General features: G+C 62.4%; 25 protein-coding genes. 20 read left to right on the top strand and 5 right to left on the bottom strand.

The features are described from left to right. Nucleotides 1–12 precede the first annotated feature (12 nt). The 3 genes from DCO57_RS06665 to DCO57_RS06655 are packed head-to-tail and all read left to right on the top strand — an operon-like array spanning nt 13 to nt 3,654. Nucleotides 13–960: an ABC transporter permease gene (locus DCO57_RS06665; protein WP_116698088.1), complete on the top strand. Its 948-nt coding sequence runs from the start codon at nt 13–15 to the stop codon at nt 958–960. Next, complete coding sequence (locus DCO57_RS06660) at nt 957–1,835, top strand: ABC transporter permease (protein WP_205756097.1); 879 nt, start codon at nt 957–959, stop codon at nt 1,833–1,835. The genes DCO57_RS06665 and DCO57_RS06660 overlap by 4 nt, the downstream gene beginning before the upstream one ends. Before the next feature lie 31 nt (nt 1,836–1,866). Next, on the top strand, nt 1,867–3,654 hold the full coding sequence (locus DCO57_RS06655) for a gamma-glutamyltransferase family protein (RefSeq protein ID WP_116698087.1): 1,788 nt from the start codon (nt 1,867–1,869) through the stop codon (nt 3,652–3,654). A 202-nt stretch (nt 3,655–3,856) separates the two neighbouring features. Here the strand turns inward: DCO57_RS06655 and DCO57_RS06650 are convergent, their stop codons facing one another. Beyond that, nucleotides 3,857–4,456: a TetR/AcrR family transcriptional regulator gene (locus tag DCO57_RS06650; RefSeq protein WP_116698086.1), complete on the bottom strand. Its 600-nt coding sequence runs from the start codon at nt 4,454–4,456 to the stop codon at nt 3,857–3,859. Between the two features lie 70 nt (nt 4,457–4,526). On the opposite strand from DCO57_RS06650, the gene DCO57_RS06645 reads away from it, so the two are divergent. Continuing rightward, nucleotides 4,527–5,573: an alcohol dehydrogenase family protein gene (locus tag DCO57_RS06645; protein ID WP_116698085.1), complete on the top strand. Its 1,047-nt coding sequence runs from the start codon at nt 4,527–4,529 to the stop codon at nt 5,571–5,573. A gap of 63 nt (nt 5,574–5,636) precedes the next feature. On the opposite strand, the gene DCO57_RS06640 is transcribed toward DCO57_RS06645, so the two are convergent. Together DCO57_RS06640 and DCO57_RS06635 are read right to left on the bottom strand one after the other, a co-directional pair. After that, a complete protein-coding gene (locus tag DCO57_RS06640; protein WP_208977838.1) occupies nt 5,637–6,368 on the bottom strand; it encodes a FadR/GntR family transcriptional regulator in 732 nt (243 codons plus the stop codon). Continuing rightward, a complete protein-coding gene (locus tag DCO57_RS06635) occupies nt 6,344–7,060 on the bottom strand; it encodes a ribonuclease activity regulator RraA (RefSeq protein WP_116698084.1) in 717 nt (238 codons plus the stop codon). The genes DCO57_RS06640 and DCO57_RS06635 overlap by 25 nt, the downstream gene beginning before the upstream one ends. 255 nt (nt 7,061–7,315) lie before the next feature. Between DCO57_RS06635 and DCO57_RS06630 the strand changes: the two genes are divergently transcribed. The 5 genes from DCO57_RS06630 to DCO57_RS06610 all read left to right on the top strand — a co-directional run bounded on the left by DCO57_RS06630 (nt 7,316) and on the right by DCO57_RS06610 (nt 12,215). Continuing rightward, complete coding sequence (locus DCO57_RS06630; RefSeq protein WP_116698083.1) at nt 7,316–8,062, top strand: glucose 1-dehydrogenase; 747 nt, start codon at nt 7,316–7,318, stop codon at nt 8,060–8,062. Between the two features lie 248 nt (nt 8,063–8,310). Next, nucleotides 8,311–9,309, top strand: a complete 999-nt coding sequence (locus tag DCO57_RS06625; RefSeq protein ID WP_116698082.1) for a TRAP transporter substrate-binding protein — start codon at nt 8,311–8,313, stop codon at nt 9,307–9,309. Between the two features lie 56 nt (nt 9,310–9,365). Continuing rightward, nucleotides 9,366–9,881 carry a TRAP transporter small permease gene (locus DCO57_RS06620; RefSeq protein WP_116698081.1) on the top strand — a complete coding sequence of 172 codons (516 nt, stop codon included), beginning with the start codon at nt 9,366–9,368 and terminating at the stop codon, nt 9,879–9,881. A gap of 15 nt (nt 9,882–9,896) precedes the next feature. Continuing rightward, entirely contained in the window at nt 9,897–11,177 is a 1,281-nt protein-coding gene (locus DCO57_RS06615; protein WP_116698080.1) for a TRAP transporter large permease, read from the top strand. Nucleotides 11,178–11,429: 252 nt separating this feature from the next. Beyond that, on the top strand, nt 11,430–12,215 hold the full coding sequence (locus DCO57_RS06610; protein WP_116698234.1) for an HpcH/HpaI aldolase/citrate lyase family protein: 786 nt from the start codon (nt 11,430–11,432) through the stop codon (nt 12,213–12,215). Between the two features lie 232 nt (nt 12,216–12,447). Here the strand turns inward: DCO57_RS06610 and DCO57_RS06605 are convergent, their stop codons facing one another. Next, on the bottom strand, nt 12,448–13,344 hold the full coding sequence (locus tag DCO57_RS06605) for a LysR family transcriptional regulator (protein ID WP_116698079.1): 897 nt from the start codon (nt 13,342–13,344) through the stop codon (nt 12,448–12,450). A gap of 237 nt (nt 13,345–13,581) precedes the next feature. Here DCO57_RS06605 and DCO57_RS06600 point away from each other — a divergent pair, with 237 nt between their 5' ends. The 9 genes from DCO57_RS06600 to DCO57_RS06560 all read left to right on the top strand — a co-directional run bounded on the left by DCO57_RS06600 (nt 13,582) and on the right by DCO57_RS06560 (nt 22,307). Further along, a complete protein-coding gene (locus DCO57_RS06600) occupies nt 13,582–14,391 on the top strand; it encodes a cyclase family protein (RefSeq protein ID WP_116698078.1) in 810 nt (269 codons plus the stop codon). A 32-nt stretch (nt 14,392–14,423) separates the two neighbouring features. Next, a complete protein-coding gene (locus DCO57_RS06595; protein ID WP_116698077.1) occupies nt 14,424–15,215 on the top strand; it encodes a cyclase family protein in 792 nt (263 codons plus the stop codon). A 14-nt stretch (nt 15,216–15,229) separates the two neighbouring features. Then, complete coding sequence (locus DCO57_RS06590; protein ID WP_116698076.1) at nt 15,230–16,033, top strand: SDR family oxidoreductase; 804 nt, start codon at nt 15,230–15,232, stop codon at nt 16,031–16,033. Between the two features lie 3 nt (nt 16,034–16,036). Beyond that, nucleotides 16,037–16,948, top strand: a complete 912-nt coding sequence (locus DCO57_RS06585) for a 3-hydroxyacyl-CoA dehydrogenase NAD-binding domain-containing protein (RefSeq protein WP_116698075.1) — start codon at nt 16,037–16,039, stop codon at nt 16,946–16,948. Between the two features lie 10 nt (nt 16,949–16,958). Next, on the top strand, nt 16,959–17,309 hold the full coding sequence (locus DCO57_RS06580; protein WP_116698074.1) for a cupin domain-containing protein: 351 nt from the start codon (nt 16,959–16,961) through the stop codon (nt 17,307–17,309). A gap of 67 nt (nt 17,310–17,376) precedes the next feature. Further along, nucleotides 17,377–18,423, top strand: coding sequence for a TRAP transporter substrate-binding protein (locus DCO57_RS06575; protein ID WP_116698073.1), 1,047 nt, complete (start codon nt 17,377–17,379; stop codon nt 18,421–18,423). 123 nt (nt 18,424–18,546) lie between these two features. Then, nucleotides 18,547–19,110, top strand: a complete 564-nt coding sequence (locus DCO57_RS06570; protein WP_116698072.1) for a TRAP transporter small permease subunit — start codon at nt 18,547–18,549, stop codon at nt 19,108–19,110. Further along, the gene (locus DCO57_RS06565) at nt 19,103–20,404 is read left to right on the top strand and encodes a TRAP transporter large permease (protein ID WP_116698071.1); all 1,302 of its coding nucleotides are present in this window, start codon (nt 19,103–19,105) and stop codon (nt 20,402–20,404) included. The genes DCO57_RS06570 and DCO57_RS06565 overlap by 8 nt, the downstream gene beginning before the upstream one ends. A 163-nt stretch (nt 20,405–20,567) precedes the next feature. Next, nucleotides 20,568–22,307 (top strand): phosphoenolpyruvate hydrolase family protein, encoded by a 1,740-nt coding sequence (locus tag DCO57_RS06560; RefSeq protein ID WP_116698070.1) that lies wholly within the window; start codon nt 20,568–20,570, stop codon nt 22,305–22,307. Here the strand turns inward: DCO57_RS06560 and DCO57_RS06555 are convergent. Further along, the gene (locus DCO57_RS06555; protein ID WP_116698069.1) at nt 22,286–22,942 is read right to left on the bottom strand and encodes a phosphoenolpyruvate hydrolase family protein; all 657 of its coding nucleotides are present in this window, start codon (nt 22,940–22,942) and stop codon (nt 22,286–22,288) included. The two genes, DCO57_RS06560 and DCO57_RS06555, sit on opposite strands and share 22 nt — an antisense overlap. 125 nt (nt 22,943–23,067) lie before the next feature. Here DCO57_RS06555 and DCO57_RS06550 point away from each other — a divergent pair, with 125 nt between their 5' ends. Further along, on the top strand, nt 23,068–23,931 hold the full coding sequence (locus DCO57_RS06550) for a branched-chain amino acid ABC transporter permease (RefSeq protein WP_116698068.1): 864 nt from the start codon (nt 23,068–23,070) through the stop codon (nt 23,929–23,931). Beyond that, the gene (locus DCO57_RS06545) at nt 23,931–24,908 is read left to right on the top strand and encodes a branched-chain amino acid ABC transporter permease (protein WP_116698067.1); all 978 of its coding nucleotides are present in this window, start codon (nt 23,931–23,933) and stop codon (nt 24,906–24,908) included. Before DCO57_RS06550 ends, DCO57_RS06545 begins: the two co-directional genes overlap by 1 nt. Nucleotides 24,909–24,927: the final 19 nt, after the last annotated feature.

Raw genomic sequence — 24,927 nt, 5'->3', positions numbered from 1 at the left:
GGTATTGCCTGAATGCTGTCCTATATTGCGCGCCGGCTGGTCATCGCCATACCGACGCTCATTCTCGTATCGATCTTCGTCTTCGTGCTGCAGAAGCTGCTGCCCGGCGACCCGGCACTCGTGCTTGCCGGCGAGGAGCGCGATCCGGAAGTTCTGGCGTTCATCCGCGAGAAATACCACCTGAACGACCCGATCATCCTGCAATACTTCCACTGGGTGAAAGCCATGCTGCAGGGCGATCTCGGCATTTCCCTGCGAACCCGGCAACCGGTGCTCGACCTGATCGCCGACAAGCTGCCGGTCACCATCCAGCTTGCCGTCATGGCCATGGTGATCGCATTCGCCATCGGCATCCCCGCAGGCATCCTGTCCGCAGTCAAAAAGGGCACCGCCATCGACTACATCGCGAATTTCGTCGCGCTGTCCGGCCTGTCGATCCCGAACTTCTGGCTCGGCATCATGCTGATCATGCTGGTATCCGTGCATCTGGGCTGGCTGCCGGCCTCCGGTTATGTGCCGCCATTCGAGGATCCGGTAAAATCCTTCCAGACCATGATCATGCCTGCCTTCGTTCTGGGCACCGCCCTGGCCGCCACCCTGATGCGCCACACCCGCTCGGCCATGCTCGGCGTCCTGAAGGCCGACTATGTCCGCACGGCAAGAGCCAAGGGCCTGCTGGAACATACCGTCATCCTGAAGCACGCCTTCCGCAACGCGCTCCTGCCCATCGTCACCCTCAGCGCGCTCCTCTTCGGCGAACTGCTTGCCGGCGCCGTTCTCACCGAACAGATCTTCACCATCCCCGGGTTCGGCAAGCTGATCGTCGACGCCGTCTTCACCCGCGACTATGCGGTGGTTCAGGGCGTCGTCATGTGCACCGCCGCCGGCTTCATCCTGATGAACCTGATTGCCGACGTGCTCTATTTCCTTCTCAACCCGCGCATGAGGAACAGCCTGTGAGCGCCCTGACCTCCGCCGCCGAGCCGGCAGACGAGACCGTCAGGCCGGAGAACCGCGCCTGGAAGAAGCTGAAGGCCAACAGAAGCGCCCGCTTCGGCCTGGTGATCGTCGCCTTCTTCATCATCATTGCCATGGCCGCGCCGATCCTGCCGATCGATGACCCGCTGGCCACGAGCTGGAGCGCGGTCCGCCAGGCGCCGTCCGCAGCCCACTGGCTCGGTACCGACGAGATCGGCCGGGATATCCTGTCGCGCATGATATGGGGCGCCCAGGCCTCGCTGCTGGCCGGTGTCGTCTCGGTCCTTATCGCCGTCATGGTCGGTGTGCCCTTCGGTCTGATCTCCGGCTATTTCGGCGGCTGGACCGACCAGGCGATCTCCCGGGTCACCGATGCGCTGCTGGCAACCCCGTTCCTCATTCTGGCCATCGCGCTCGCCGCCTTTCTCGGCCCCAGCCTGAGCAATGCGATGATCGCCATCGGCCTGTCCGCCGTGCCCATCTTCGTCCGCCTCACGCGCGGCCAGGTGCTTGCCGTGAAGACGGAGGATTTCGTGGAGGGCGCGCGCGCCGTCGGCCTCACCCATGCCGCCATCATGAGCCGCTATATTCTTCCCAACGTCCTGGCGCCTATCCTGGTCCAGGCGACCCTCACCGTGGCCACCGCGATCATCGCCGAAGCCAGCCTGTCCTTCCTCGGACTGGGCCAGCAGGCGCCCGCACCCAGCTGGGGATCCATGCTGAATGTGGCCAAGAATTTCATGACCCAGGCCCCCTGGATGGCCTGGTGGCCGGGGGCGGCGATCTTCCTGGTCGTGCTCGGCTTCAACCTGCTGGGCGACGGCCTGCGCGACGCTCTCGACCCGCGCGAGACCTGAACCCGATTTTTTCAACGCAAATGAGTAGATTATGACGACTTTCACAACACGCCCAGAAATCACCGGCTCCTTCGGCGTCGTGACCTCCACCCACTGGATCGCCAGTGCCGTCGGCATGAGCATCCTGGAAAAGGGCGGCAACGCTTTCGACGCGGCGGTGGCCACCGGCCTCGTCCTGCAGGTACTCGAACCGCATCTCAACGGCCCCGCCGGGGATCTTCCGATCATCTTCCACAACGCACAGAGGAACGAAACCAGCGTCGTCTGCGGCCAGGGGCCGGCCCCGGCGGGCGCCACCATCGCCCACTACAAGGCCGAGGGCATGACCCTCATTCCGGGCAACGGCCTGCTCGCGACCGTCATTCCCGGCGCCTTCGACGGCTGGATGCTGATGCTGCGCGACCACGGCACCCTCAGCCTGCGCGACGTTCTGGAGCCGTCCATCTACTATGCGGAACATGGCCAGCCCATGCTGCGCAGCACCGCCTCGATCATCGGCGGGCTCGAGGAATTCTTCCGCAAGGAATGGCCGACCTCCCATGAGACCTGGGTTCCGGGGGGCACCGTTCCCCAGGCCGGCGAGATGTTCCGCAATCCCGTCCTGGCGGCCACCTGGAAACGCCTGCTTGACGAAGCCGAGGGCAAGAGCGGCCGCGAGCAGCAGATCGATGCGGCGCGGGACTGCTTCTACCGGGGGTTCATCGCCGAGGAAATCGGAGCCTTCCTTGAAACCGCCGAAGTCATGGACGGCTCGGGCAGCCCGCACAAGGGCGTCCTTACCCCCGACGATCTGGCGAACTGGCAGGCCACCTACGAGGCCCCGCTGACGGACGATTATCACGACTGGAGCGTCGCCAAGACCGGTCCGTGGGGCCAGGGACCGGTGCTCCTGCAGTCGCTCGCCCTTCTGCGCGGAATCGACATCGGCAAGATGGAGCCGGCCGGCCCGGACTTCGTCCACCACGTCACCGAAGCCATGAAGCTCGCCTATGCCGACCGCGAGGTCTATTACGGCGACCCGAACTTCATCGACGTGCCGCTTCACCAGCTCCTTGGAGAGGACTACAATTCCGCCCGCCGCGCCCTGATCTGCGAACGCGCCTCCTTCGACCTGCGCCCGGGCACCATTCCCGGCTATGAGGACCAGCTGGCCAGAAGCATGGCGATGATCGACCGGGCCGGCATTGCCGATACCGGAATTTACGAACCCACCATGGCGCATCTGTCGGAGCGTCGCGGCGACACGGTACATCTCGACATCATCGACCGCTGGGGCAACATGGTGGCAGCCACCCCGTCCGGCGGCTGGCTGCAGTCCTCGCCAGTCATTCCGGCGCTCGGCTTCTGCCTCAATTCAAGGGCGCAGATGTTCTGGCTGGAAGAAGGCCTTGCCGCCAGCCTGGAGCCGGGCAAACGCCCACGCACCACGCTGACCCCGAGCCTTGCATTCCACGAAGGCAGGCCGACACTCGCCTTCGGCACGCCCGGCGGCGACCAGCAGGACCAGTGGCAGCTCTCCCTGTTCCTGCGTCTCGTGCACCACGGCCTCAATCTTCAGGAAGCCATCGACCTGCCGCTGTTCCACACCACCCATTTCCCCACGTCCTTCCACCCACGCCAGCGCCAGCCGGGCCACCTCATGGCGGAAGGCAATTTCAGCGCCCGCACCATCGACGAACTCAGGGCCCGCGGTCACTCGGTCGAAGTGTCCGGCAACTGGACCATCGGCAGGCTGACCGCCGCCAGGCGAGAGGCCGACGGCACACTGAAGGCCGGCGCCACGCCCCGCCTCATGCAGGCCTACGCCATCGGCCGCTGAAAACAGGTCACCAATCTGCTCCCCAGAAGGCGCCCCCCTGACCGCCACCCCGGCCTTGAGCCGGGGCCCGGCGTCAGGTCACCGGTCAGGTTCCCGATCAGATCCGGGTCCCGGTGGCCGCGTCGAAGAGATGAATGTCCTCCGGCTTCACCGTCAGGTGGAGCTCCGCACCGGGCCGCAGGGAAGGATCCGGTGCGTTCTCTCACGGCGTGATCCGCTCCGTAGGCTGCCGGACGACCGTCCCGTTGCCGCCGGTATCGGCGTTGCCGCGCGCCGTGCCATCGGCATGCACCAGCAGTGCTGCTGCCAGCCGCATGGCGCTGTCGCAGGCCTTGTCCCCGCAAATGGGCCACGACTGCATCAGGCCCTCGCAGATCAGCAGCAGCTCCGTCTCGTATCCCGGAAGGCCCGCCGCCCCGGCCAGCCTCCGGGCAAATTCGAGCTTGTGCCGCCGCAGGAGCTGTTTCAGCGCCGGGTTCTCCGGCGCTGCGGCAACGGCCGAATGAAACAGGCATCCGTGCGCGGCTTCACTCTCCATCCAGTGCCCGATCCGCCGGATGACCTCGCACAGCGCGTCCTGCGACAGGGCCGGCAGGTCGGAAAAGATCCGCGACATGTACCGCTCATGGCGGAACTCGAGTGCGGCCAAAACCATGTCGTCCCGGGACGGATAATATCTGTAAAGGGTGCGCAGGCTCACCTGCGCCGCCTCACGCAGCCTGTCGACATTCGGCGCCGAAAAGCCGTGGGTGGCAAAGGCACGCTCGAGTCCGGCGGCTATCCTCGTCTGGATTTCATTCATGTTTGACAAGGTAGAATGATTGCTCTACCTAGAGCAAGTAGAACAAACATTCTACCTGAAGGGATCTGCCATGACATTGCCGGACACCATGCGCGCAATGGTTCTGACCGGACACGGCGGACCGGAAATGCTGGAGTGGCGGACGGACATTCCCGTCCCCCGGCCCGGACCGCGTGATGTCATCGTGCGCGTAGCGGCGGCCGGCGTGAACAACACCGACATCAACACCCGCATCGGCTGGTATTCGAAAAACAACGCCTCCGCGGAGGATGCGGCCTGGGGAGGCACACCGCTGAGCTTCCCGCGCATCCAGGGCGCCGATGTATGCGGCCACATCGTTGCCGTCGGCGACGACGTTCCGGCCTCCCGGATCGGCGAGCGCGTGCTGATCGAGCCCTGCCTGCGCGAGGTGGACGGGCACGAACCGGCAAGACCCTGGTACCTGGGATCGGAATGCGACGGCGGGTTCGCGGACTATGTGCGCATCGCCGCCCGTCATGCCTTCGGGATCGAAAGCAGCCTGAGCGATGTGGAACTGGCGTCGTTTCCCTGCTCCTATTCCACCGCTGAAAACATGCTGACCCGCGCCGGGGCCGGACAAGGCGACACCGTCCTTGTCACCGGAGCTTCCGGGGGCGTCGGCTCGGCTGCGGTCCAGCTTGCCCGGGCGCGCGGTGCGCAGGTGATTGCGGTCACCGGTGCGTCGAAAGCCGCCGCCCTGCGGGACCTGGGAGCGGCAAAAACGATTGGCCGGAACGATGATCCTGTCAGGGAACTGGGAACCGACAGCATCGACGTGGTGATCGACCTGGTGGCCGGTCCCGGCTGGCCGGCACTGCTCGACGTCTTGCGGCCCGGCGGCCGCTACGCGGTCTCCGGCGCAATCGCCGGACCGATGGTCGAACTCGACGTGCGCACCCTGTATCTGAAGGACCTGAGCTTTTTCGGCTGCACGGTTCTCGACCCGGAAGTCTTCGCCAATCTGGTCGGCCGGATCGAACGCGGAGACATCAGACCGCTGGTCGCAGCCACCTTCCCGCTTCGGGAAATCGCCAGCGCCCAGCAGGCCTTCGGCGAAAAGAGCCATGTCGGCAAGATCGTCCTTCAGGTCGAATGACCGGGCATTGTCACGTCGAGGAAACAGCACCGGAACCTCCGGGGCGCACCGGCAGGAGGCAGCTCAGCCCTCGAAAATCCTCTTGCGGGCATTTTCCACGTGGCTTCGCATGGCGTCCCGGGCGGCTGCCTGATCGGATCTTTCGATCGCATCGTAAATCGCATAGTGCTCGGACTGCACCAGCTTCAACCGGTCCTGAGGCTTTGTCAGCGACAGGTTTCTGGTCAGGTTCATGCCGGTCAGGATATTGGACTTCATCGACGACCTGGCCGCCACGAAATACTTGTTGTCCGCCGCGTTGCACACGGCCACATGAAAGGCCTCGTCGGCGGCCACGCCCAGTTCGCCGTTCGTGATGCAGCGGTCCAGTTCCTGCAACGCCTCACGCAGTTCCCTGAGATCGGACTCCAGCCGGCGCTCCGCCGCCAGATAGGCGGCTTCGCCCTCGATGGCGGCCCTGAATTCGAATGTGCGCTGGATATCGGCGATTGAGCCGACGGGTGCGAAATCACGCACCGCGCCTTCCGGCCGACGCTTGACATAGGATCCGGACCCCTGGCGCGAGACGACGACATCATCCTCGCGCAATTGCTTGAGCGCCTGACGCAGGACCGGCCGCGAAACCCCCAGCTCCTCGGACAGCACCTGCTCTGTCGGCAGCTTTCCGCCGACGGGAATGTCTCCATCCATGATCTTGGCAAGAATGCTCTCGTACGCCCTGTCCGAGAGCGTCTTGTCGCGCACCTGCCGGTCCGACGCCGCGAGCTCCCTTACCTGCCTCTTTCCTGCCGCCAAGCCTTGAACCTCTCCTTGGTCGAGGGATCGGTCGGGGGATAAAGCCCGAATGTCGACGCGCCCTGTTGCACCATTTCCATGACGAAATCCTCGAAGACGGTCATCTCCGCAGCCTCGTCCGCCACCTCATGTGCCATATGAACAGGTATGCAGACAACGCCTTCGTTGTCGCCGACGATGATATCGCCCGGAAAGACCGCGACACCGCCACAGGCGATCGGATCATTTACCGCAACGGCATGATGCTTGGTCAGATTGGTCGGCGCGCTGGGGCGGGTATGATAGGCAGGCATCTCCAGCTGCGCGATCTCTGGAGTGTCCCGGAACCCGCCATCGGTGACGATCCCCTCGCACCCCAGGGCCTGAAGCCGGGTTGCCAGGATGCATCCGGCGGAGGCGGCGGACGCATCGGCGCGCGAGTCGATCACGAAGACCGCGCCCTGCGGACACTCCTCCACCCCCTTGCGCTGCGCGTTCTCGCGATTGGCAAAGGTTTCCAGAATATCCAGATCTTCCCGGGCGGGAATGTAGCGCAGCGTATAGGCGGGTCCGACCATGTTCCGGCCGGCCCGCAGACGCTGCGGCCCCTGCAGGAAGATGTTCCGCAAACCATGCTTGAACAGGACGGTCGTCAGTGTAGCCGTGCTCACACTCATCAGTTTATCGTGTGCTTGCTTGCTCAAACCCGTCATGGGGACGCTCCGATATTTGCAGAACAGGACGCGACATGCGCTCCTCGAAGGAATATGCGGCCCCGCTCGATTTGTCAATTATTTGTAAAAATTTGTATTGATCCCTGTGCGCAAACCGCGCTATTGGTGCGGCAGGGAGAGACCTAGACCGGAAGCCGCAGGCACGAGGATTGCCCGTAGCCCGCAGATGACCGCGCTTCGGTCCGCGCTCCGACAACCGCAGCATTCACTTGGAAACCTCAGGAGAACAAATCGATGAACCTCAAGGACAAGACGGCCATCGTTACCGGCGGCGGCCGGGATATCGGCCGCGCATGCGTCATGGCCCTGGCCAGTGCCGGTGCGAATGTTGCCATCAACTATCTCAACAGCGCCACCGGCGCCGACAGCGCCGTTGCGGAAATCACCGCGGCCGGCGGCCGGGCCTTCGCCCTTCAGGGAGACATGACAAAGCCGGCGGATGTCGCCACGCTGGTTGACAGGACGGTCGCCGAATTCGGCGGCATCGACATCCTCATGCCGGTGACCGGCGGGCTGATCGCCCGCAAGACCGTCAGCGAAATCACGCCGGAGCACTGGCAGGCGGTCCTCGACCTCAACCTGACCTCCGCCTTCACGATCATCCAGGCGGCCCTGCCGCACATGAGAGCCGGCGGCGCGATCGTCAACATGGCCTCCCAGGCCGGGCGGGACGGCGGTGGTCCGGGGGCCATTGCCTATGCGACGGCAAAGGGCGCGGTCATGACGATGACCCGCGGCATGGCCAAGGAACTGGCTCCCGACATCCGCGTGAACGCCCTGTGCCCCGGCATGATCGACACCGACTTCCACAATGTCTTCACCAAGCCCGAGGTGCGCAAGCATGTGGCCGGCGTGACGCCGCTCAAGCGCGAAGGCACATCGGAAGACGTGGCCAATCTCGCGGTCTACCTGGCTTCGGGCGATGCTGCGTTCATCACCGGCGCCTGTATCGACATCAACGGTGGCATGCTGTTTTCCTGAGGATTTCCTGACGGGTCTGCGGCAGGGGAAACCGGCTCGGGCACGGACACGAGGGTCCATGCCGGCCGCTCCCTTCCGCCGCAGACGCATCCACGACAGGGCCGGCGCCTCGGGCGCCAGTTCCGAATTCGGAATTAAGAATCAACCGGTTAATCCGGGAGCAAACACCAATTTGTTTTATTCATTTTTTAACTTGTAAATATTTGTAAAATACATATCGTCTAGGGAGGTCAAACAGGGAGGAACCGATGACCAAATTCAAATCCGTAAAATTAGCTGTCCTTCTGGGCTCAGTCGTAGCTGCGTCGCTTGCCATGCCGCCGCTGCAGGCCGAAGCACGCCAGCTGCGCGGCTGGAACATCCACGTGGAGGACTACCCGGTTTCGCACGGCATGGAAGCCTTCGCGAAGGAGCTGAGCGAGAAGACAGACGGCGAACTGACCGCCAAGATCTTTCACTCCGGCGTTCTCGGCTCCCAGCCCGACGCCATCGAACAGACGCGCCTCGGCGTGATCGATTTCGGTGTCTTCAGCCTCGGGCCGATGGGTCAGGTCGTACCGGAAGCCAATGTCGTCTCCCTACCCTTCATCTTCAAGAGCGTGCCGCAGATGTACGAGCTCATGGACGGTGAAGCCGGCGCGGCCCTGAGCAAGGGACTTGAAGCAAAAGGCATCATCGCCCTCGGCTACTACGATGCCGGAGCGCGGTCCTTCTATACGTCCGTGAAGCCGATCGAGGAGCCCAAAGACGTCGCGGGCATGAAGATCCGGGTCATGAACAACGACCTGTTCGTCGGAATGGTCGATTCCCTCGGCGGCAACGCCACGCCCATGGCATTCGCCGAAGTGTATCAGGCCATCAAGACCGGTGTCGTCGACGGTGCGGAGAACAATCCTCCCTCCTACGAATCCACCAATCACTTCGAAGTCGCCAAATATTACTCGCTCACCCAGCATCTCATCATTCCCGAGTGCCTGTGCATGAGCAAGAAGACCTTTGATTCCCTGACCCCGGAACAGCAGGAAATCGTGAAGGTGGCCGGCCGCAACAGTACGGAACTGCAGCGCAAGCTCTGGCAGGAACGTGAAGCTGCCAGCATGGCCAAGGTCGAGGAAGGCGGCGTCGCCGTGAATTCCGTCGCCGACAAGGCAGCCTTCCAGGCAGCCATGGCTCCGGTTTACGAGCAGTATCTGGCGCAGAATCCTGAACTGACCGATCTGGTCAACCTGTTCAGAAACGCGCAATAACGCATGGTACGGGCCGTGCCGGCGCTTCCGGCACGGCCCGCCACCGGGAGGATATGATGACGCATTCGCGTGCTTTCGAGGACCGTCTGGAAATCTGGCTGTCCCGCCTCAAGAATGTCTGCGTGTTTATCGGGTCGCTCGCCCTCGTTGTTCTGGTGGCCACCTTCGGCTGGCTGGTCTTCGGCCGTTACGTCCTGAATGCGACACCGACCTGGGTCGAACAGCTGGCCCTTCTCCTCATCTGCTACATCACATTCCTGGGCGCGGCCGTCGGCATTCACGAACAGTCGCATCTCGGTGTCACGTTTCTCCGTGATGCCCTGCCGGCGAAGGCCAAGCAGGTCCTTCTCCTGCTGACCGACCTGTGCCTTGCGATTTTCGGAGCCGTCATGCTTGTCGCCAGCCTGGAGCTTTTCCAGTTCGGCTGGGCGACCCTTCTTCCGATGCTGAACATCCCGGAGAGTATCCGAACCGCCTCGGCGGTCGCCTGTGGCGGTCTCATTGTCATTTTCGCCGGATCGCGTTTCATCCTGAGAGGGCTCCAAACCCTGCGCGGCGAGATCCACGAATAGAAAAGGTCTTAGAATATGGGTCTCGCAATCCTGCTGGGTGTTTTCGGCATAAGCGTTTTATTCGGCGTTCCGGTCGCCTTCGCCATGGGCATTTCCGCAGCAGCGGCCTTCTGGTACGAAGGCTTCCCCCTGCTGATGACGTTTCAGCGGTCCATTTCGGGCATCGCGTCCTTTTCCCTGCTCGCCATCCCGTTCTTCATCTTTGCCGGCGAATTGATGCTGCACGGCGGCATCGCGGCACGCCTCGTGCGGTTCGCCTCCGCCCTGGTCGGACATGTGCGCGGCGGTCTGGCCATGGTGAACATATCCTCCAGCATGCTGTTCGGCGGCATTTCCGGATCGGCCATCGCCGACATCTCGGCGCTCGGCTCCCTTCTGATCCCGGTCATGAAGGAAAAAGGCTACCGGCCGGACTATGCGGTCAACGTCACCGTCACCTCGTCCATCGCCGGCATCGTCATTCCGCCCAGCCACAACATGATCATCTTCGTGGTCGCGGCGGGCGGCGGCATCTCCATTTCCAAGCTGTTCCTGGCCGGTGTCATCCCCGGCATCCTGATGTGCCTGTGTCTTGCCGTGGCCGCCTATGTGGTGGCGGTCAAGCACAACTACGGCTCCGAACCCTTTCCGGGCTGGGGAGCGGTCGCGCGATCCGCCGTCAGCGCCATACCCGGCCTGATCACTGCCGTCATCATCGTCGGCGGCGTGTTGTCCGGCATCTTCACGGTGACCGAATCCGGCGCCTTCGGCGCGATCTACGCCCTTGCCCTGACGGCCATCGTCTACAGGACCCTCGGCTGGAAGGAATTCGTCGTCTGCGTTACCTCCTCGCTGCGCACCACGGCGATGGTGATGATCCTGATCGGCTTCGCCAGTTCCTTCGCGTATCTTCTCGCCCTCTACCAGGTCCCGACGCGCCTGAGCGAGTTTCTTCTGGCGATTTCCGAGAACAAGATCGTCATCCTGCTGCTGATCAACATCATGCTGCTGATCCTCGGAATGATCATGGATATGGCCGCGCTGATCCTGATCTGCACCCCGATCTTCCTGCCGATCGCAAGAGAGCTCGGCATGGATCCGGTACAGTTCGGCATCATGATGCTGGTCAATCTGGGCCTGGGGCTGTGCACACCGCCCGTCGGCACGTGCCTCTTCGTCGGCTGCGCGGTCGGCAAGATCCGCATCGAGGACGCCCTCAAGTCGATCTGGCCATTCTATCTGGCCCTCTTCGTGGCGCTCATGCTGATCACCTATGTGCCGGCCTTCTCCCTGTTCCTGCCGTCGCTGTTCGACTGACGGCATCGGCGCCCTTCGCCATGCACAGCGGAAGCCGGACCCGCCGGTTTCCGCTGTGCATGTTTTGCCCCTGCGGAAACCATTGTCCGAGGCCCCTGGCGAATGGCACACTGGGGCCGATTCGCCGGCTCCGGACATATCGCCCGGTCCGGCGCTTTCCTCCGCCTGGTGGCGTGCCCGCCATCGAAGATCATTCAAGCCGGTTCGGATCCTCGGGATCCGGAAACACGAATTTCGCCTGAGGATCCTGCCATGCCCGCGCCACACAACCCTTTCAAAGCCGCATTAAAAAACGGCACTCCGCAGATGGGCTGCTGGCTGGGCCTCGCCGATCCCTACAGCGCGGAAATCAGCGCCAGTGCCGGCTTTGACTGGCTGCTGATCGACGGAGAACACGCCCCCAATGATCTGCGCTCCACGATTGCGCAGATGCAGGTCATCGCGGCATCCGGCAGCCACCCGGTCGTCAGGCCGGTGGTCGGCGAGACCTGGATGATCAAGCAGCTCCTGGACGGCGGGGCACAAACGCTCCTGGTGCCGATGGTCGAAAGCGGCGCCCAGGCCGCTGAACTCGTCAGGGCCGTGACCTATCCGCCCGAAGGCGTGCGGGGCGTCGGGGCGGCCCTGGCAAGGGCTTCCGGTTTCGGAGCCATCCCCGATTATCTGACGAGCGCGGACGCCGAGATCTGCCTGCTGGTCCAGGTCGAGAACCGCAAGGGCATGGCCGCCCTGGACGACATCCTTGCGGTTGAAGGTGTTGACGGCGTGTTTATTGGTCCCGCGGATCTGGCGGCCGACATGGGACATGCGGCGGACCAGGGCCACCCCGAGGTCGAAAAGGCCATTCTGGACGCGATGGAAAGAATTGTCGCATCCGGCAAGGCGGGCGGAATTCTGACGCTCCAACCGGACCTGCAGCGCAAGGCCCTCGAGACCGGCGCCACCTTCGTCGCCACCGCCATCGATGTCACCCTGCTTGCCTCCGTCATGCGCAAAAGCGCCCAGGAAGCCATGTCCCTGGCAAAGTCCATCGACTGACCACCGGCCATCTTCCGGCAGCGCATCGAAACGCCGGTCCGTGCCCGCCCCAAGTGGGCCACCAACCGGACAACACCGGCCTCGCACGCGCCTGCGACGGGCCTTTTCCAGAACGGGCCGACATTTGCGCTCGAGACCGGCCCATTGGCGAATTCACGATCCAGGGCCTATCGCGTTCAGGCGGAATCATGAGGTCGGGCGATTTCCTGAATTCAGTTCAACGCGACATACTCTAGCTGCCTTTTTCGAAGCTCTCGCGCATGGCCCTGATGAACTGCGTGAGCGCGGGCAACCTGTTCTCGCTTTGCCGGTAGATAATCCCGGCAGGTGTTTCCCAGAACGTCCCGGAAAGTGCCAGGGGAACGACGTTGAACTTGGCGGCATGCGGCAGAAGTGCCCGTGGAATGTGGCACAGATAATCGGTCAGGTTCAGAAGGTCGAACATCGCCGGCGTGGAAGAGGTTTCCACGGCGATCTGTGGCGGATTGCAGTCGTAGGCCGCGAAATAGGACAGGATACGACCGGTCCCGACCTGATCCTTCGCAAGTGCGGCCCAGGAATAGCCGGCAAGATCCTGCGCGGTGACCATCCCCTGGCCTGCCAGGGGATGTGTCTGGGCGGCGACCACCACGTGTTCGATGTTGACCAGCGCCTCCTTGACCAGGTCCGGCTGATTGGGAAAATCGAGCGACGCGCACACGAGATCGAATTCGCCGCGTTGCAGGAGAGGAACGAGCGTGTCGATCACACCGCTTTCCATGTAGATGCGTATCTCGGGGCGCAGTCTCTGATAATCGGCAACGACCGGCGGAAGGTACCGGGTGATCCAGATCGGGCCCGCTCCGATCCGGAGCTGCCCTTCCTTGCCGCCGCGCATGGCGTCGATCTCGGCGATGGCGTGCCGGTACTCGATATCCATCAATCGCACGCGCCGGGCCAGCACCTCGCCGTAGCGCGTGGGCTGAACTCCGGTCGGGATGCGCTCGAACAGCTTGACGCCGAATTCGAGTTCCAGGGACTGCAGGCTTTTTGTCAGCGCTGGTTGGCTGATCCTGTGAGCCGCTGCCGCAGCGCTCAGACTGCGGGCTTCATAGATGGCGAGAAAATGCTTCAGAAGTCGGGAATGCATGGAGATTCCAGTCGAATTCACCTTTTTCAATCATCTTTATAACAAATACCGATTGCTTTAGTCCATTTTACATAAGTTTGGGTATTCCAAAAATTTATAGAGTTTGATCCTCTTTATATTGGCCGTGTCTCTTCCGACCGGTCGATACTGCTCCCGGAACATGACACGCGCACCCCGTCAGGAGGATGCGCTTCCGCGTTTTGAGCGGAAGATTATCCGGGAGGAAAACCAGACGCCATGACGTTTCCCAACGATCCTGTAACCGGACTGCAGTTCGTCGAACTCAGCCATGAATGGGGCCACGGCGCCCCGTCCATGCCCGGCGACGACGACGTCCAGCTGTACCGCGCCGTGAAGCACGGGCAGCACGGCGTGATGGCCCATCGTATCCGGATGGTGATGCACTCCGGCACCCACATGAACGCCCCGATCCATCTTGTCCAGAAAGGTGCAGGGGTCGGCGAGATTTCTCTCGATCATCTTTTTGGCAACGGCGTGCTTGTCGACTTGCCGAAGGGGCGGTGGGGTCTCGTCGAACCGGAAGACCTCGAAAGCGCAACACCCGAAATTCGCGAAGGCGATTTCGTCGTCATCGTGACCGGCTGGCATGAAAAATATTCCGACAGCCTGGAATATTTCGGCGACGCTCCGGGCCTTTCCAAGGCGGCCGCCGACTGGTTGATTGCGAAAAAGGTCAGGCTGGTGGCAATGGATACACCGCAAATCGACCATCCGCTGGCCACGTCGCTGGCCGAACACCGCGGCGGCCCCCTCTTGAACCGGCTGCCCGATAAGTACCGGACGGAGACCGGACGCGATCCGAAAGCCGATTTTCCGGACTGGAACATCGCGCACAGAAATCTCCTCGAGGCCGGCATTCCGACGGTCGAGAATGTCGGCGGCGACGTTGCGGCGGTCAGGGGCATGCGGGCGACATTTCATGCCGCCCCCTGGGCCTGGCACGAGGGCGACGCCTGTCCGATCCGCTTCGTGGCCATGCTCGATCCCACCGGTGAATGCCGCATCGAGACCGGCAGCGCCGCCTAAATCCAGCAGCTCCGAATTTCAGGAATTTCAAGATGACTTTGCAGTTCTTCGACCTGTCGAACAGATGGGGCCACGGCATGCCGCAATGGCCTTCCAGTCCGGGTCTCAACGTAACGGTCCGCAAGTTTCATGCCCGTCACGGGGTCTATCAGACCGAGTTCGAAGGCATCATGCACCGCGGAACTCACATGGACGCCCCGCTCCACGTGACAGAAAACACGCCCGACCTGATGGGCTATCACATGTCCCGGTTTTTCGGCACGGGCGTTGCGGTATCGATCCCGAAAGGCAAGTGGGAAGTCATCACCGCCGACGATCTGGAAAATGCCACTCCGAAAATCCGGGAAGGCGATATCGTGATGATCAACACGGGCATGCATCACAAGTTCGGCGACACCGACGAATATTACGCCTATTCGCCCGGTCTTTATAAGGAAGGGGCCGAATGGCTGGTTGAAAAGAAGGTCAAGCTCGTCGGCGTCGATGTGCAGGCCAACGACCATCCGATGGCGACCAAACTCGTCGATCACGGCCCTGGCCCGACGCATCCGCACCTCATCCAGGAATACAGGGACTACACCGGTCGCGACGTGAAGGATGATTTCCCCTACTGGGAGGCTGCGCACAAGGTGCTCATGTGCAAGGGCGGCATTCCCGGAGTGGAATGCGTCGGCGGCGAACTTGAAAAAGTGACCGGGAAGCGCTGCACCTTCATGTGTTTCCCCTGGCGCTGGCCGGGTGGCGAAGGGTGCGGCGTCCGCATCCTGGCTGTTGTCGATCCCGACCAGAGTTTCCGGTTCGAACGCGGCAACCTGAACGGCTAGATGTGGAGGACAGAATGATTTCAGAACCCCTGCGCAACCCGCTGTCCATGTTCGACACCAGAGACAAGGTCGCAATCATCACAGGCGCATCCGGTTCCTTTGGCCGCGCCTGCGCGCTCACCCTGGCCTCTCTTGGAGGCAAGCTTCTGCTCGTGTCCGGCTCCCAGGATGAGCTGAACGACGTTCTCCGGGAGGTGAAGGAGGTCGGCGGTGAAGCCCGCGTCCTCGTTCGCCGTCCGGACACGCTTGAAGACGCCGAAGCAATTCGCGATGCGGCGCTGGAAGCCTACGGGCGTATCGACCAGCTCGTGATCGCTTCCGGTTTCAACAAGGCCGGGTTCATCCAGGACCTTCCCCTTGACGACTGGGAAGCCGTGATGAATGCCAATGTGCGGGGCCCGTGGCTGATGGCGAAGGTGGTGGGCACCTACTGGATCGAGAGCGGGATCAAGGGCAAGATGCTGATGATGTCTTCCGTTCGCGGTCGGCACGGAAACTATTCCGGTTACACCGGCTACTGCACCTCAAAGGGCGCGACGGATGCGCTGACCCGTGTACTGGCGACCGAATGGGCACAATACGGCATAACGGTCAACTCCATCGCACCGACCGTGTTCCGGTCCAAGTTGACGGCCTGGATGTGGAGCGATGACGAAGTGGGTCAGGCAACGCGCAAGCGCTCCCTGTCGCGGATCCCTCTCGGCCGTCTCGGCGAGGCGGAAGACCTCATGGGCATGGCGCTGTATCTGCTCACACCGGCATCCAGCTTCTGCACGGGGCAGATCATGTATGTTGACGGCGGCTATACGGCAGGATGAGGAATGACTGAGCGCTTGACCGTTGCCATCATCGGCGCCGGCCTCATGGGCCACGGCATTGCCTGGCTGATGGCGGCTGCCGGCCATCAGGTGCGTGTTCACGACCGGTCAGGGGAAGCGCTCTCCAGCCTGCAGGGCCGTCTGGAGAGCATCGAGACGCTCTTCGGGGCCGGCCCGGATGTCCGTGCTCGGGTCCGGGGCACGGATTCCATGGGCGACGCTGTGAGCGACGCGGACATGGTGATCGAAGCCGCTGCGGAAAATCTCGCGCTCAAGCAGACCATATTCGAGGACCTCGAGGCCCTGGTGTCGCAAGACTGCATTCTGGCGTCCAACACCTCCTCGATTCCAATCCGCCGGATTTGCGAACGGGTGAAGAAAAAGGCCCGCGTGGTCGGGACCCACTTCTGGAATCCGCCCCACCTGGTGCCTCTGGTCGAGGTCATCCAGATGGCGGAGGAAAACCTGCCAGCGGTGCACAAGATGATCGGTGTTCTCGCGCAGGCCGGTCGAAAGCCGGTCCATGCCAGGAAGGATGTGCCGGGTTTCATCGGCAACCGGCTTCAGCATGCTCTCAAACGCGAGGCGATCGCCATGGTGGCAAACGGCGTTTGCGACGCCGAAACCATCGACGATGTGGTCAAATACGGTTTCGGCAGCCGCATGGCGGTGCTGGGCCCCCTGGAGCAGTCCGACCTCGTGGGACTGGATCTGACGCGCGCCATTCACGAGACCGTCATGCCGGATCTGGACTGCACGCCGGCTCCCCATCCCTATCTCCTCGATCTGTGTGAGAGCGGAAAGCTCGGCATGAAGGCGGGAGAAGGATTCCGTAAATGGTCGCCTGAAGAGGCCGAGAACGTTCGGGCAAGCCTACGGAATTTCCTGGCGGTGCAGGCGAAGGCAAACAGATAGGAGGAAAGGCATGCATGTCACGAGAATCAGGGACGCCAGCCCCTATGAAGCCCCCGGTCATTTCGACATGGTCGGATTGCGGCTTCAGGGTTTCGACGCATCACCCAGTGAGAATTTCTGGACCGGACTTTCCCATTTCCTGCCGGGTGGCGGGGCGGCATCGAGCGCGTCACCGGTGGAGAAGGTCTATGTCGTTCTGAGCGGCGAGATCACCATCATCACCGACGACGGGGAAACGGTACTGGGGCCTCTGGACTCCTGCCTCTTGCCGGGCGGCGAGCGCCGCGAAATCGTCAATCGGGGAAATCTGCCCGCGTCGATGCTGGTGCTCATGTCCTATCCCAACGGCAAGGCAGCCTGAAAGTAAAACGTCATCAGGCGGGCCCGGCTTGGGAAAACCGGACCGCCATTATCGGGAGGAAACAAAAATGCAGAATCTGAGACGTAAAACCGGCAAGGCGTTCATCGGAGCAGCGCTTGCCTCCGTCATGGCGGTGTTTCCGCTATGCGGTGCGACAGCCCAGGACAAGATCCGGATCAAGCTCGCCCACTTCCTGCCGACGGCAAACGGCATGCACAGCGATTTCATGGAGCCCTGGGCGCGGGACCTTGAGGCCTGCACCGACGGGCAGGTGGAAGTGACCATCTATCCCGGCGGCACGCAGCTTGGAAACATCGCAAAGCTTCATGACGAGGTCCGCGCCGGTATCGTCGATATCGCCCACGGCCTGCACGGTATCCCGGGCGGCCGTTTCGAACGCACGCGGATCATCGATCTGCCCTTTACCGCCGCTTCGGCAGATGCCGCAACCCGCACGCTCTGGGAGCTTTATCCCGACTATCTGGCCGGGGAGTATGACGGTCTCAAGGTGCTTGCCCTGCACGCCCATAATCCGGGCCAGATCCACACGACCGACAAACGGGTCGAAACCATCGACGATCTCAAGGGGCTGCGCCTGCGGTTTCCGTCAGGCGCGGTGAAGTCGATGCTGGAAGCCCTGGGAGCAACGCCTCAGGGAATGCCCCCGGGGGCCGTCTATGAAAACGCACAAAAGGGTGTGATTGATGGTGCCGCATTCACGTGGGATACCATGGCCTCCTTCAAGCTTGCGGAAGTGATGAAGCATCATCTCGACGCAAAGGCCTATGTCGTTTCCTTCTGGTTCACGGCCAACCGGAAGGCCTACGAGTCGTGGCCCCAGAACGTCCGCGACTGCGTCGATCAGCTCTCCGGTGACAATCTGATCCCGAAGTTCGGTGACTGGTGGATCGCGTGGGACAAGGCCGGCCTGGACGCCGTCGCCGGTGACGACCATGAAATCATCACCCTGGATGACGAACAACGGGCCGAATGGGCAGCAGAACTTGAACCGATGATCGACGCCTATCTGGCCGATCTGGAAGACAAGGGCATCGAGAACGCACGGGAAATTCACGATAAGATGAAAGAAACCGCGGCCCGATACGACGGTTGATCCCGCACCTGCACCAGACTGCGAGCCCGGTGGCCCTGCCGCCGGGCTCGCCTGCCGAGATGTGATGACTGGGTTCGCGTTCGCCCTGACGAACGGTACCGAAAATCTCCGGAAGCTATTTGAATGGTCTCTCTTTCCCGAACCTACACGAAACTGGTCAGCGGCCTGATCCGGGTGGCGGCTTTTTTCGCCTTCCTGTGTATTCTGGCCGCCATCGCGGTGACGCTGTGCGATATCCTGCTCAGGACCATCAGCCGGATATTCGCCGCCTTCAACGGCACCGGCCTCACCTGGGCTGTCCCAGGTCTTGTCGATCTGACCCAGCTTTTCGTGATGGCCGCCGCCTCCATGGCGATCGCCGTGGCCTTTCATCGTCAAGCGCATGTGGCGATCGATCTGGTCGACAATCTGTTGCCGGCTTCCGTGCGATCCTTCAACGTGGTCTTGTCGATGGTTATCGCTACCGTCTTTCTGGCAGCGGGCGTCCGTTACGGGCTTCTGGAAATGCAGGGGCAGCTGGAGCTGAACACAAGTTCTTCGACGCTGAACATTTCCTATGTCTGGTACTGGATACCTCTGCTGGCAGGCTTCGCGCTTTCCTTCCTCGCCGTCATCGACGGCGCGCTGCGCCACATGGTTGCAACGCGCCCAGCCGGCGCCTCCCAAGCGGAGCATCATGATGTCTGATCCGCTCATCGGCCTGGCCGGTTTCGCCGCATCCCTTTTCCTCGTCGCCCTGCGCGTGCCGATTGCTCTTGCCATGGCCGCGACCGGCGTGATCGGCTTCGGAATCGTCAACGGGTTTTCCACGATCGGTTTCATTCTGGCAGCCGGTCCGTTCGAGGCAATTTTCCCTTATTCTCTTTCTGTCGTCCCCCTGTTTCTGCTCATGGGCGTATTTGCCTCCCATTCCAGGATGTCGGCCGACCTCTTCAACGCCGCCAATGCGCTGGTGGGGCATATGCGCGGCGGACTCGCAATTGCGGCCATCGGCGCCTGCGCCGGTTTCGGAGCGATCTGCGGATCCAGCCTGGCTACGGTTGCAACGATGGGGAAGGTCGCCCTGCCGGAAATGCGCAAGGCGGGTTATCAGGACCAGCTCTCGGCTGCGAGCATTGCCGCAGCCGGAACCCTGGGCGTGCTGATACCCCCGAGCATTCTCCTGGTGATCTACGGCCTGCTTACCGAGCAGTCGATCGGCAAACTGTTTTCCGCCGCGATCCTGCCGGGGGTGCTGGCGACTGTGCTCTATGCACTAGCCGTGACCGTGGCTGTCCATTTGAAACCGGACCTTGCAACAACCGTCAAACGCAAATCGTGGGCCGAACGTGGGCCTGCGGTACGCGCCGCCTGGCCCGCCGGTTTCCTGTTTCTTGTCGTCATAGGCGGGATACAATTCGGCCTCTTCTCCCCCACGGAAGCGGCCGCCGTTGGGGCAGGCGGTGCGATCCTGATTGCCGTCATCCGCCGGACACTGACCAGGCAGGCCGCCTCCGCAGCCATGTGGGAAACAGTGTCCATGACCGGGATGATCTTTTTCATCATGATCGGCGCGACGCTCTTCAACTATTTCATCGAGACGACGGGACTGCCGCAATTCCTGATTGGCGCGATCGAAGGCGCCGACCTGTCCCCCCTGACAGTCCTTTTGACCATCATGCTCTTCTACATCGTGCTCGGCTGCTTCATGGACGCCCTTTCCATGATTCTGCTGACCGTACCTTTCATATTTCCGGTAATCGTCGCGCAGGGGTTCGACCCGATCTGGTTCGGCATCCTCATCGTCACCGTTGCGGAACTCGGACTCATCACTCCGCCAATCGGGATGAACCTCTTTGTCATCAAGGGAATTGCCCCCGATGTGTCATCGACGGCAATCATGAAGGGCATGGTGCCCTTTCTCCTTGCCGATTGCGTGCGCCTCGTCATTCTGATCGTCTTTCCGGGCATCGTTTTGTGGTTGCCGGCCTTGATGTTCTAGATTGTCCCTGCCACCGCGCTCGCCGGTGAAGCATCACGGATGGCCTGCCGAAGTCGGCAGGCTCCCCGCGCTGCTACCGGTGTTGGTCCATGGCCAAACCGTGTAAAGAAAGCGATGGAGTGCCTTGCGGTTGGCGCGAACAGGGGCATAGAGGGTCTCAGAATTGCTTTCCGAGCTGGTTCACAAGAGAAAGCGCGGCGAATTCCTTGTCGGAGCTGCCATCGGCTCCGGTGCGATTGCACGGGCCGCAGAGCGGGGCGATGCGGATTTCACGCTGGTGCTGAACGCCGGACGGATCCGCATCATGGGCGCTCCTTCCGTTGCCTGCATGATGCCGCTGCAAAACACCAATGACATGGTCTTCAACCTTGCCCTCCACGAAGTCCTGCCGCTGACAAACCGGCCGGTTTTTCTCGGCCTCACGGCAATGAACCCCAATGACGACCTCGACGGCCTGGTGGACAGCGCCAGGCGCAGCGGCTGTGCGGGCATCATCAATTTTCCGACCGTGGCTCACTTTCCCGAGGCCACCCGCGCCGCCCTGGAGACCGCCGGATTGGGCTTTTCCCGGGAGCTGGATTTGCTGCGGCGCGCCCGCGCCCGCTCGCTTGTCACCATTGCCCATGTGACCACGCTCGAACAGGCGCGGCTCGCGGCGCTGTCCGGCGTGGAAATCGTGTGCTTCGTCTACGGCTGGAACGCCGGCGGCGCCACCGGCCCGGCCTCCCGGCATGACCTCATCGAAGCCGCGGCGATCGGAACCGAACTGCGGCGAACGGTCACCAGGGTTGCCCCGAACTGCATGATCATGCTCGAAGGCGGCCCCATCGAGGATGCGGCCGACCTGCTGCAGGTTCTGCAGCATTCCAAGGTCGACGGCTACATCGGCGGGTCCACGATCGACCGCTTGCCGGTCGAAACGGCGGTGACCAACCAGACCCTTCTGTTCAAGGACGCAGCCCGGTCTCTTGCCCGCCTGCGCAGCGGTGGCGCCCGGTTGCTGGCCCGGGCGCGAAAAGTGGGCCTTGCAGGACATTCGAAGAGCCTGATGACCTTGATGGAGCGGGCCGAGGCAGCCGCTCGGGGGAGCCTGCCGATCACCATTACCGGGGAAGCCGGCAGCGGGCGTTTCCGCGTCGCCAACGCCATCGGCACCATGCGCCAGCCGGGCCGCAGCGCCATCGAACACCTGATGGTCAGCGAACTCACCCCCGTACAGCTCACCCGGACCCTGTTCGGTCATGCCCGGCAGGGGAACTCCCGCGAGCTGCTTTCGGAAGACAACATGATCGTCGTTCTGCGCGATCTGAAGGACCTGCCCCGGCGGCTGCAAAAGCGGCTCGTCTACTATTTCGACCAGGGAATCTATACGCCGGTCGGCGCCCGTGGCCGGCGGACCGGGAAGGCGATGATGGTGTTCGAGACCAGCGACAGCCTGAAGTCCCTGGTGGACGAAGGTCACCTGATGCCGGAACTGGCGCGCCACCTGGAAGTCAACGAGCTTCACGTTCCGCCCCTTCGCGCCCGGCCCGAAGATCTGGACGCGTCCCTGGAACTCGCGCTGGAGGAACTCGGCGCCTCCTCCGAACAGATCCGGTTTTCGGCCGCCGCCATGCGCCGGATCCGGCTGCACGTCTGGAGCGGCAACCTGACAGAACTGCGTTTGTTTGCCGGCCGGCTGCTCGCCCAGAACCCCGGCGGAGCCGTTTCCGAACAGGATGTGATCACCCTCCTGGGCCACAGCGCCAAGGGGTTTGGCCGCTCGGGCCGCACAGAACGGGAAATCATACTGGACGCCCTGTGGCGGCACGGGTTTCATCGCGGACGAACCGCCGAGTTTCTAAACATTTCCCGCAAGACGCTCTTCAACAAGATCCGGGCCTACGGGATTCTGGAGCCCTGAGCAGGCTCGCCCTCCAGAGCGTCATCCAGATCCAGATACGGCACGTCGGCCGTTGTCTCCGGCTGCCTGCCAAGGACAACGACCTGCGGTTTTCCGGGCACCGTTTTCAGGCTCCGGAGCAGACGCGCGACCCGCTCGCCCCGCGTATCCGGGTCGGAGAGGTCCTTGAACCCATGGGCAACCAGCAGACATTTCGCGCCGCTGTCGCCCGCCGCTTGCGCACATTCAGGGGTGATGGTCCGGCAGATATCGAATCCGGCATCCGAAAAGAATGCCAGCGCCCTTTCCTCCCGCTCGCTTCCGAGATTGACGTTGTCCAGCGTGGCCCGGAATTCGGCATCATACTGGACAACGCTAGGAAGATTGGCGATCGCGCCGACCTTGATCCGTTCCAGGCGCCGGGCCGTGTCCTGAAGGTTGAGGAAGGGATTTGCAAGAAAGAGCGGCGCCACCACCGGTGTTCCCGGCACCGGCGAGAAGCTTTCGATCAGGGCAAAGACCATCGCGTTGTGGTCCGCTACGGGCAGCAAGGCGCCGACGTCCGACGGCATGCCCTGAAACCGGTGCGCCGGCCATAACAGACGCACCCCGGAGGCGCCGGGGCCCACATGCCAACTGTGTCTATATTCGATCATTCCGGTCCTTTATTACCCAATTTTACCCAATCGTACAAATTCGACGGATTGCCTGACCCGGACGCGGATGTAGTAATCGCCCGGTACCTGGCGGAACAAGCCGGGACTTGGGAGGTCTATCTGATATGAAGCTGTTCTTGTTGACAATCCTGAACAGCCTGACCCTGGCGGGATTGTATTTCCTTGTTGCGTCAGGCTTTTCTCTGGTGTTCGGCCTGATGCGCTCGGTCAATCTGGCTCATGGCGCGCTCTATCTGCTCGGCGGCTACATCGGATGGGAAGTCGCCGAATTTTCCGGAAGCTGGCTGATCGGGATCGCCGCAGGAGCCGTCAGCATGGCGCTCTGCGGCGCACTTTTGCAGCTGTGCGTTTTCCGCTTCCTGGAAGGCCAGGAACTGCGCCAGACCCTCGTCAGCATCGGGTTGTCGATCATTGTTGCCGACGTGATGCTCGCCACATGGGGCGGGCAGGCCTATCAGTTCGAGGTGCCCGATTTTCTCTGGGGCTCGGTGAAGATCCCCCTTCTGGGGCTGAAATATCCGATCTACCGGCTGTTCGTGCTGGCGGCTGCGGTTCTCGCCGGTATCCTGCTCTGGCTGCTGTTGAACCGGACGCGCCTGGGCAAGATGATCCGCGCCGGTGTCGATGACCGCACGATGCTGGAAGCCACCGGCGTCGACATCCAGAAAATCTTTGTCGTGGTCTTTGCGCTCGGCGCGGGCCTTGCCGGACTGGCCGGCGTGGTCGGCGGCAGCGCGCTTTCGCTCTCGCCGGGGGAAGACCTGCGCTATCTGCTCGCCTCTCTGGTGGTCGTGATTGTCGGCGGCATGGGATCCATCGCCGGGGCGGCCTATGGCGCCCTGCTGATCGGCTTTGCCGACACCTTCGGCCTCGCCTATTCGCCGACCTATGGCGTGGTCTACACGTTCCTGATCATGATCGTTGTCCTGGCCGTTCGCCCCCAGGGCCTCATGGGGAAAAGCAGCTGATGCCGACAAGATTTTCCCTCGTCCTCTTCGCGCTGGCAGGCCTTTCCGTCGTCGCCAATGATTTCTTCCTGGTTCAGATTGGCGCACAGGCTGCCATTCTCGGGCTGATTGCCCTGTCGCTGACCGTGCTGGCGGGCTGGGGCGGCATCGTCTCCCTCAGCCAGATGACCGTGGCCGGCATCGCCGGATACAGCGTGGCGCTGCTGGGCAGCAACAGCGCCGGTCTCGGATTCGACCTGTCCATGGTGATCGTGGTGCCGTCAGCCCTCGCCATCGGGACGGTCTTCGGTGTTCTCGTGGGCGCCCTCGCAGGCAGGACCTCCGGTATCCACACCATCATGATCACGCTCGCCGTCGGGGTGGCCGTCTATTTTCTTGCCAACCAGAACTATACGATCTTCAACGGCTTCACCGGCTATGCCGGACTTGAGGCTCCGAAGATTTTCGGCCTGGATCTCAGACAGCCCGTCCCCTTCTTTCTCCTTTGCGGCGGTCTCGCCGCCGCCGGCTGGGCCTTGGTGTCGGTCATCGGGCGTTCGCCATTCGGCATTGGCCTGATCGGAGTCCGTGACAATGCCCGCCGGCTCACAGCGCTTGGCTACAATGTTCCCGCCCATCGCCTGATGGCCCATGGCCTGGCAGCCTTCCTGGCTTCGGTCGGAGGCATCCTGCTGGTCTGGTACAACGGCCGGATTTCTCCGGGAACCATTTCCGTCGGTCCGATGATCGACATCCTGATCATCGCGGTGATCGGTGGCATGGCCCGCCCGATCGGCCCATTCATCGGCGCGCTCCTTTTTGTTCTTCTGAAAACTTTCGCCATCGATCTCGTGGACCCCGAACGGTTCAACACGGTGATCGGTCTGGTGTTCGTGATCGTTGTTCTCGTTTCGCGTGACGGCCTGCTCGGACTGGCCGACCGCATCCGCATCCCCGGTCTGCAAAGAGGAGCGGACGGGGAAACCGAACGTCCCTGACGTTTTGTCATCACATTCC

Source organism: Labrenzia sp. 011, assembly GCF_003075075.1.
GTDB lineage: Bacteria > Pseudomonadota > Alphaproteobacteria > Rhizobiales > Stappiaceae > Roseibium.
Note: the sequence above shows the minus strand (reverse complement) of the source record. Positions and strands in the feature narration are given on the sequence as shown.

Excerpts from the sequence above, each read along its gene's own strand:
- DCO57_RS06665 (WP_116698088.1), top strand. The coding sequence starts at position 13 with ATGCTGTCCTATATTGCGCGCCGGCTGGTCATCGCCATACCGACGCTC.
- DCO57_RS06655 (WP_116698087.1), top strand. The coding sequence starts at position 1,867 with ATGACGACTTTCACAACACGCCCAGAAATCACCGGCTCCTTCGGCGTC.
- DCO57_RS06650 (WP_116698086.1), bottom strand. The coding sequence starts at position 4,456 with ATGAATGAAATCCAGACGAGGATAGCCGCCGGACTCGAGCGTGCCTTT.
- DCO57_RS06645 (WP_116698085.1), top strand. The coding sequence starts at position 4,527 with ATGACATTGCCGGACACCATGCGCGCAATGGTTCTGACCGGACACGGC.
- DCO57_RS06635 (WP_116698084.1), bottom strand. The coding sequence starts at position 7,060 with ATGACGGGTTTGAGCAAGCAAGCACACGATAAACTGATGAGTGTGAGC.
- DCO57_RS06630 (WP_116698083.1), top strand. The coding sequence starts at position 7,316 with ATGAACCTCAAGGACAAGACGGCCATCGTTACCGGCGGCGGCCGGGAT.
- DCO57_RS06625 (WP_116698082.1), top strand. The coding sequence starts at position 8,311 with ATGACCAAATTCAAATCCGTAAAATTAGCTGTCCTTCTGGGCTCAGTC.
- DCO57_RS06620 (WP_116698081.1), top strand. The coding sequence starts at position 9,366 with ATGACGCATTCGCGTGCTTTCGAGGACCGTCTGGAAATCTGGCTGTCC.
- DCO57_RS06615 (WP_116698080.1), top strand. The coding sequence starts at position 9,897 with ATGGGTCTCGCAATCCTGCTGGGTGTTTTCGGCATAAGCGTTTTATTC.
- DCO57_RS06610 (WP_116698234.1), top strand. The coding sequence starts at position 11,430 with ATGCCCGCGCCACACAACCCTTTCAAAGCCGCATTAAAAAACGGCACT.
- DCO57_RS06605 (WP_116698079.1), bottom strand. The coding sequence starts at position 13,344 with ATGCATTCCCGACTTCTGAAGCATTTTCTCGCCATCTATGAAGCCCGC.
- DCO57_RS06600 (WP_116698078.1), top strand. The coding sequence starts at position 13,582 with ATGACGTTTCCCAACGATCCTGTAACCGGACTGCAGTTCGTCGAACTC.
- DCO57_RS06595 (WP_116698077.1), top strand. The coding sequence starts at position 14,424 with ATGACTTTGCAGTTCTTCGACCTGTCGAACAGATGGGGCCACGGCATG.
- DCO57_RS06590 (WP_116698076.1), top strand. The coding sequence starts at position 15,230 with ATGATTTCAGAACCCCTGCGCAACCCGCTGTCCATGTTCGACACCAGA.
- DCO57_RS06585 (WP_116698075.1), top strand. The coding sequence starts at position 16,037 with ATGACTGAGCGCTTGACCGTTGCCATCATCGGCGCCGGCCTCATGGGC.
- DCO57_RS06580 (WP_116698074.1), top strand. The coding sequence starts at position 16,959 with ATGCATGTCACGAGAATCAGGGACGCCAGCCCCTATGAAGCCCCCGGT.
- DCO57_RS06575 (WP_116698073.1), top strand. The coding sequence starts at position 17,377 with ATGCAGAATCTGAGACGTAAAACCGGCAAGGCGTTCATCGGAGCAGCG.
- DCO57_RS06570 (WP_116698072.1), top strand. The coding sequence starts at position 18,547 with ATGGTCTCTCTTTCCCGAACCTACACGAAACTGGTCAGCGGCCTGATC.
- DCO57_RS06565 (WP_116698071.1), top strand. The coding sequence starts at position 19,103 with ATGTCTGATCCGCTCATCGGCCTGGCCGGTTTCGCCGCATCCCTTTTC.
- DCO57_RS06555 (WP_116698069.1), bottom strand. The coding sequence starts at position 22,942 with ATGATCGAATATAGACACAGTTGGCATGTGGGCCCCGGCGCCTCCGGG.
- DCO57_RS06550 (WP_116698068.1), top strand. The coding sequence starts at position 23,068 with ATGAAGCTGTTCTTGTTGACAATCCTGAACAGCCTGACCCTGGCGGGA.
- DCO57_RS06545 (WP_116698067.1), top strand. The coding sequence starts at position 23,931 with ATGCCGACAAGATTTTCCCTCGTCCTCTTCGCGCTGGCAGGCCTTTCC.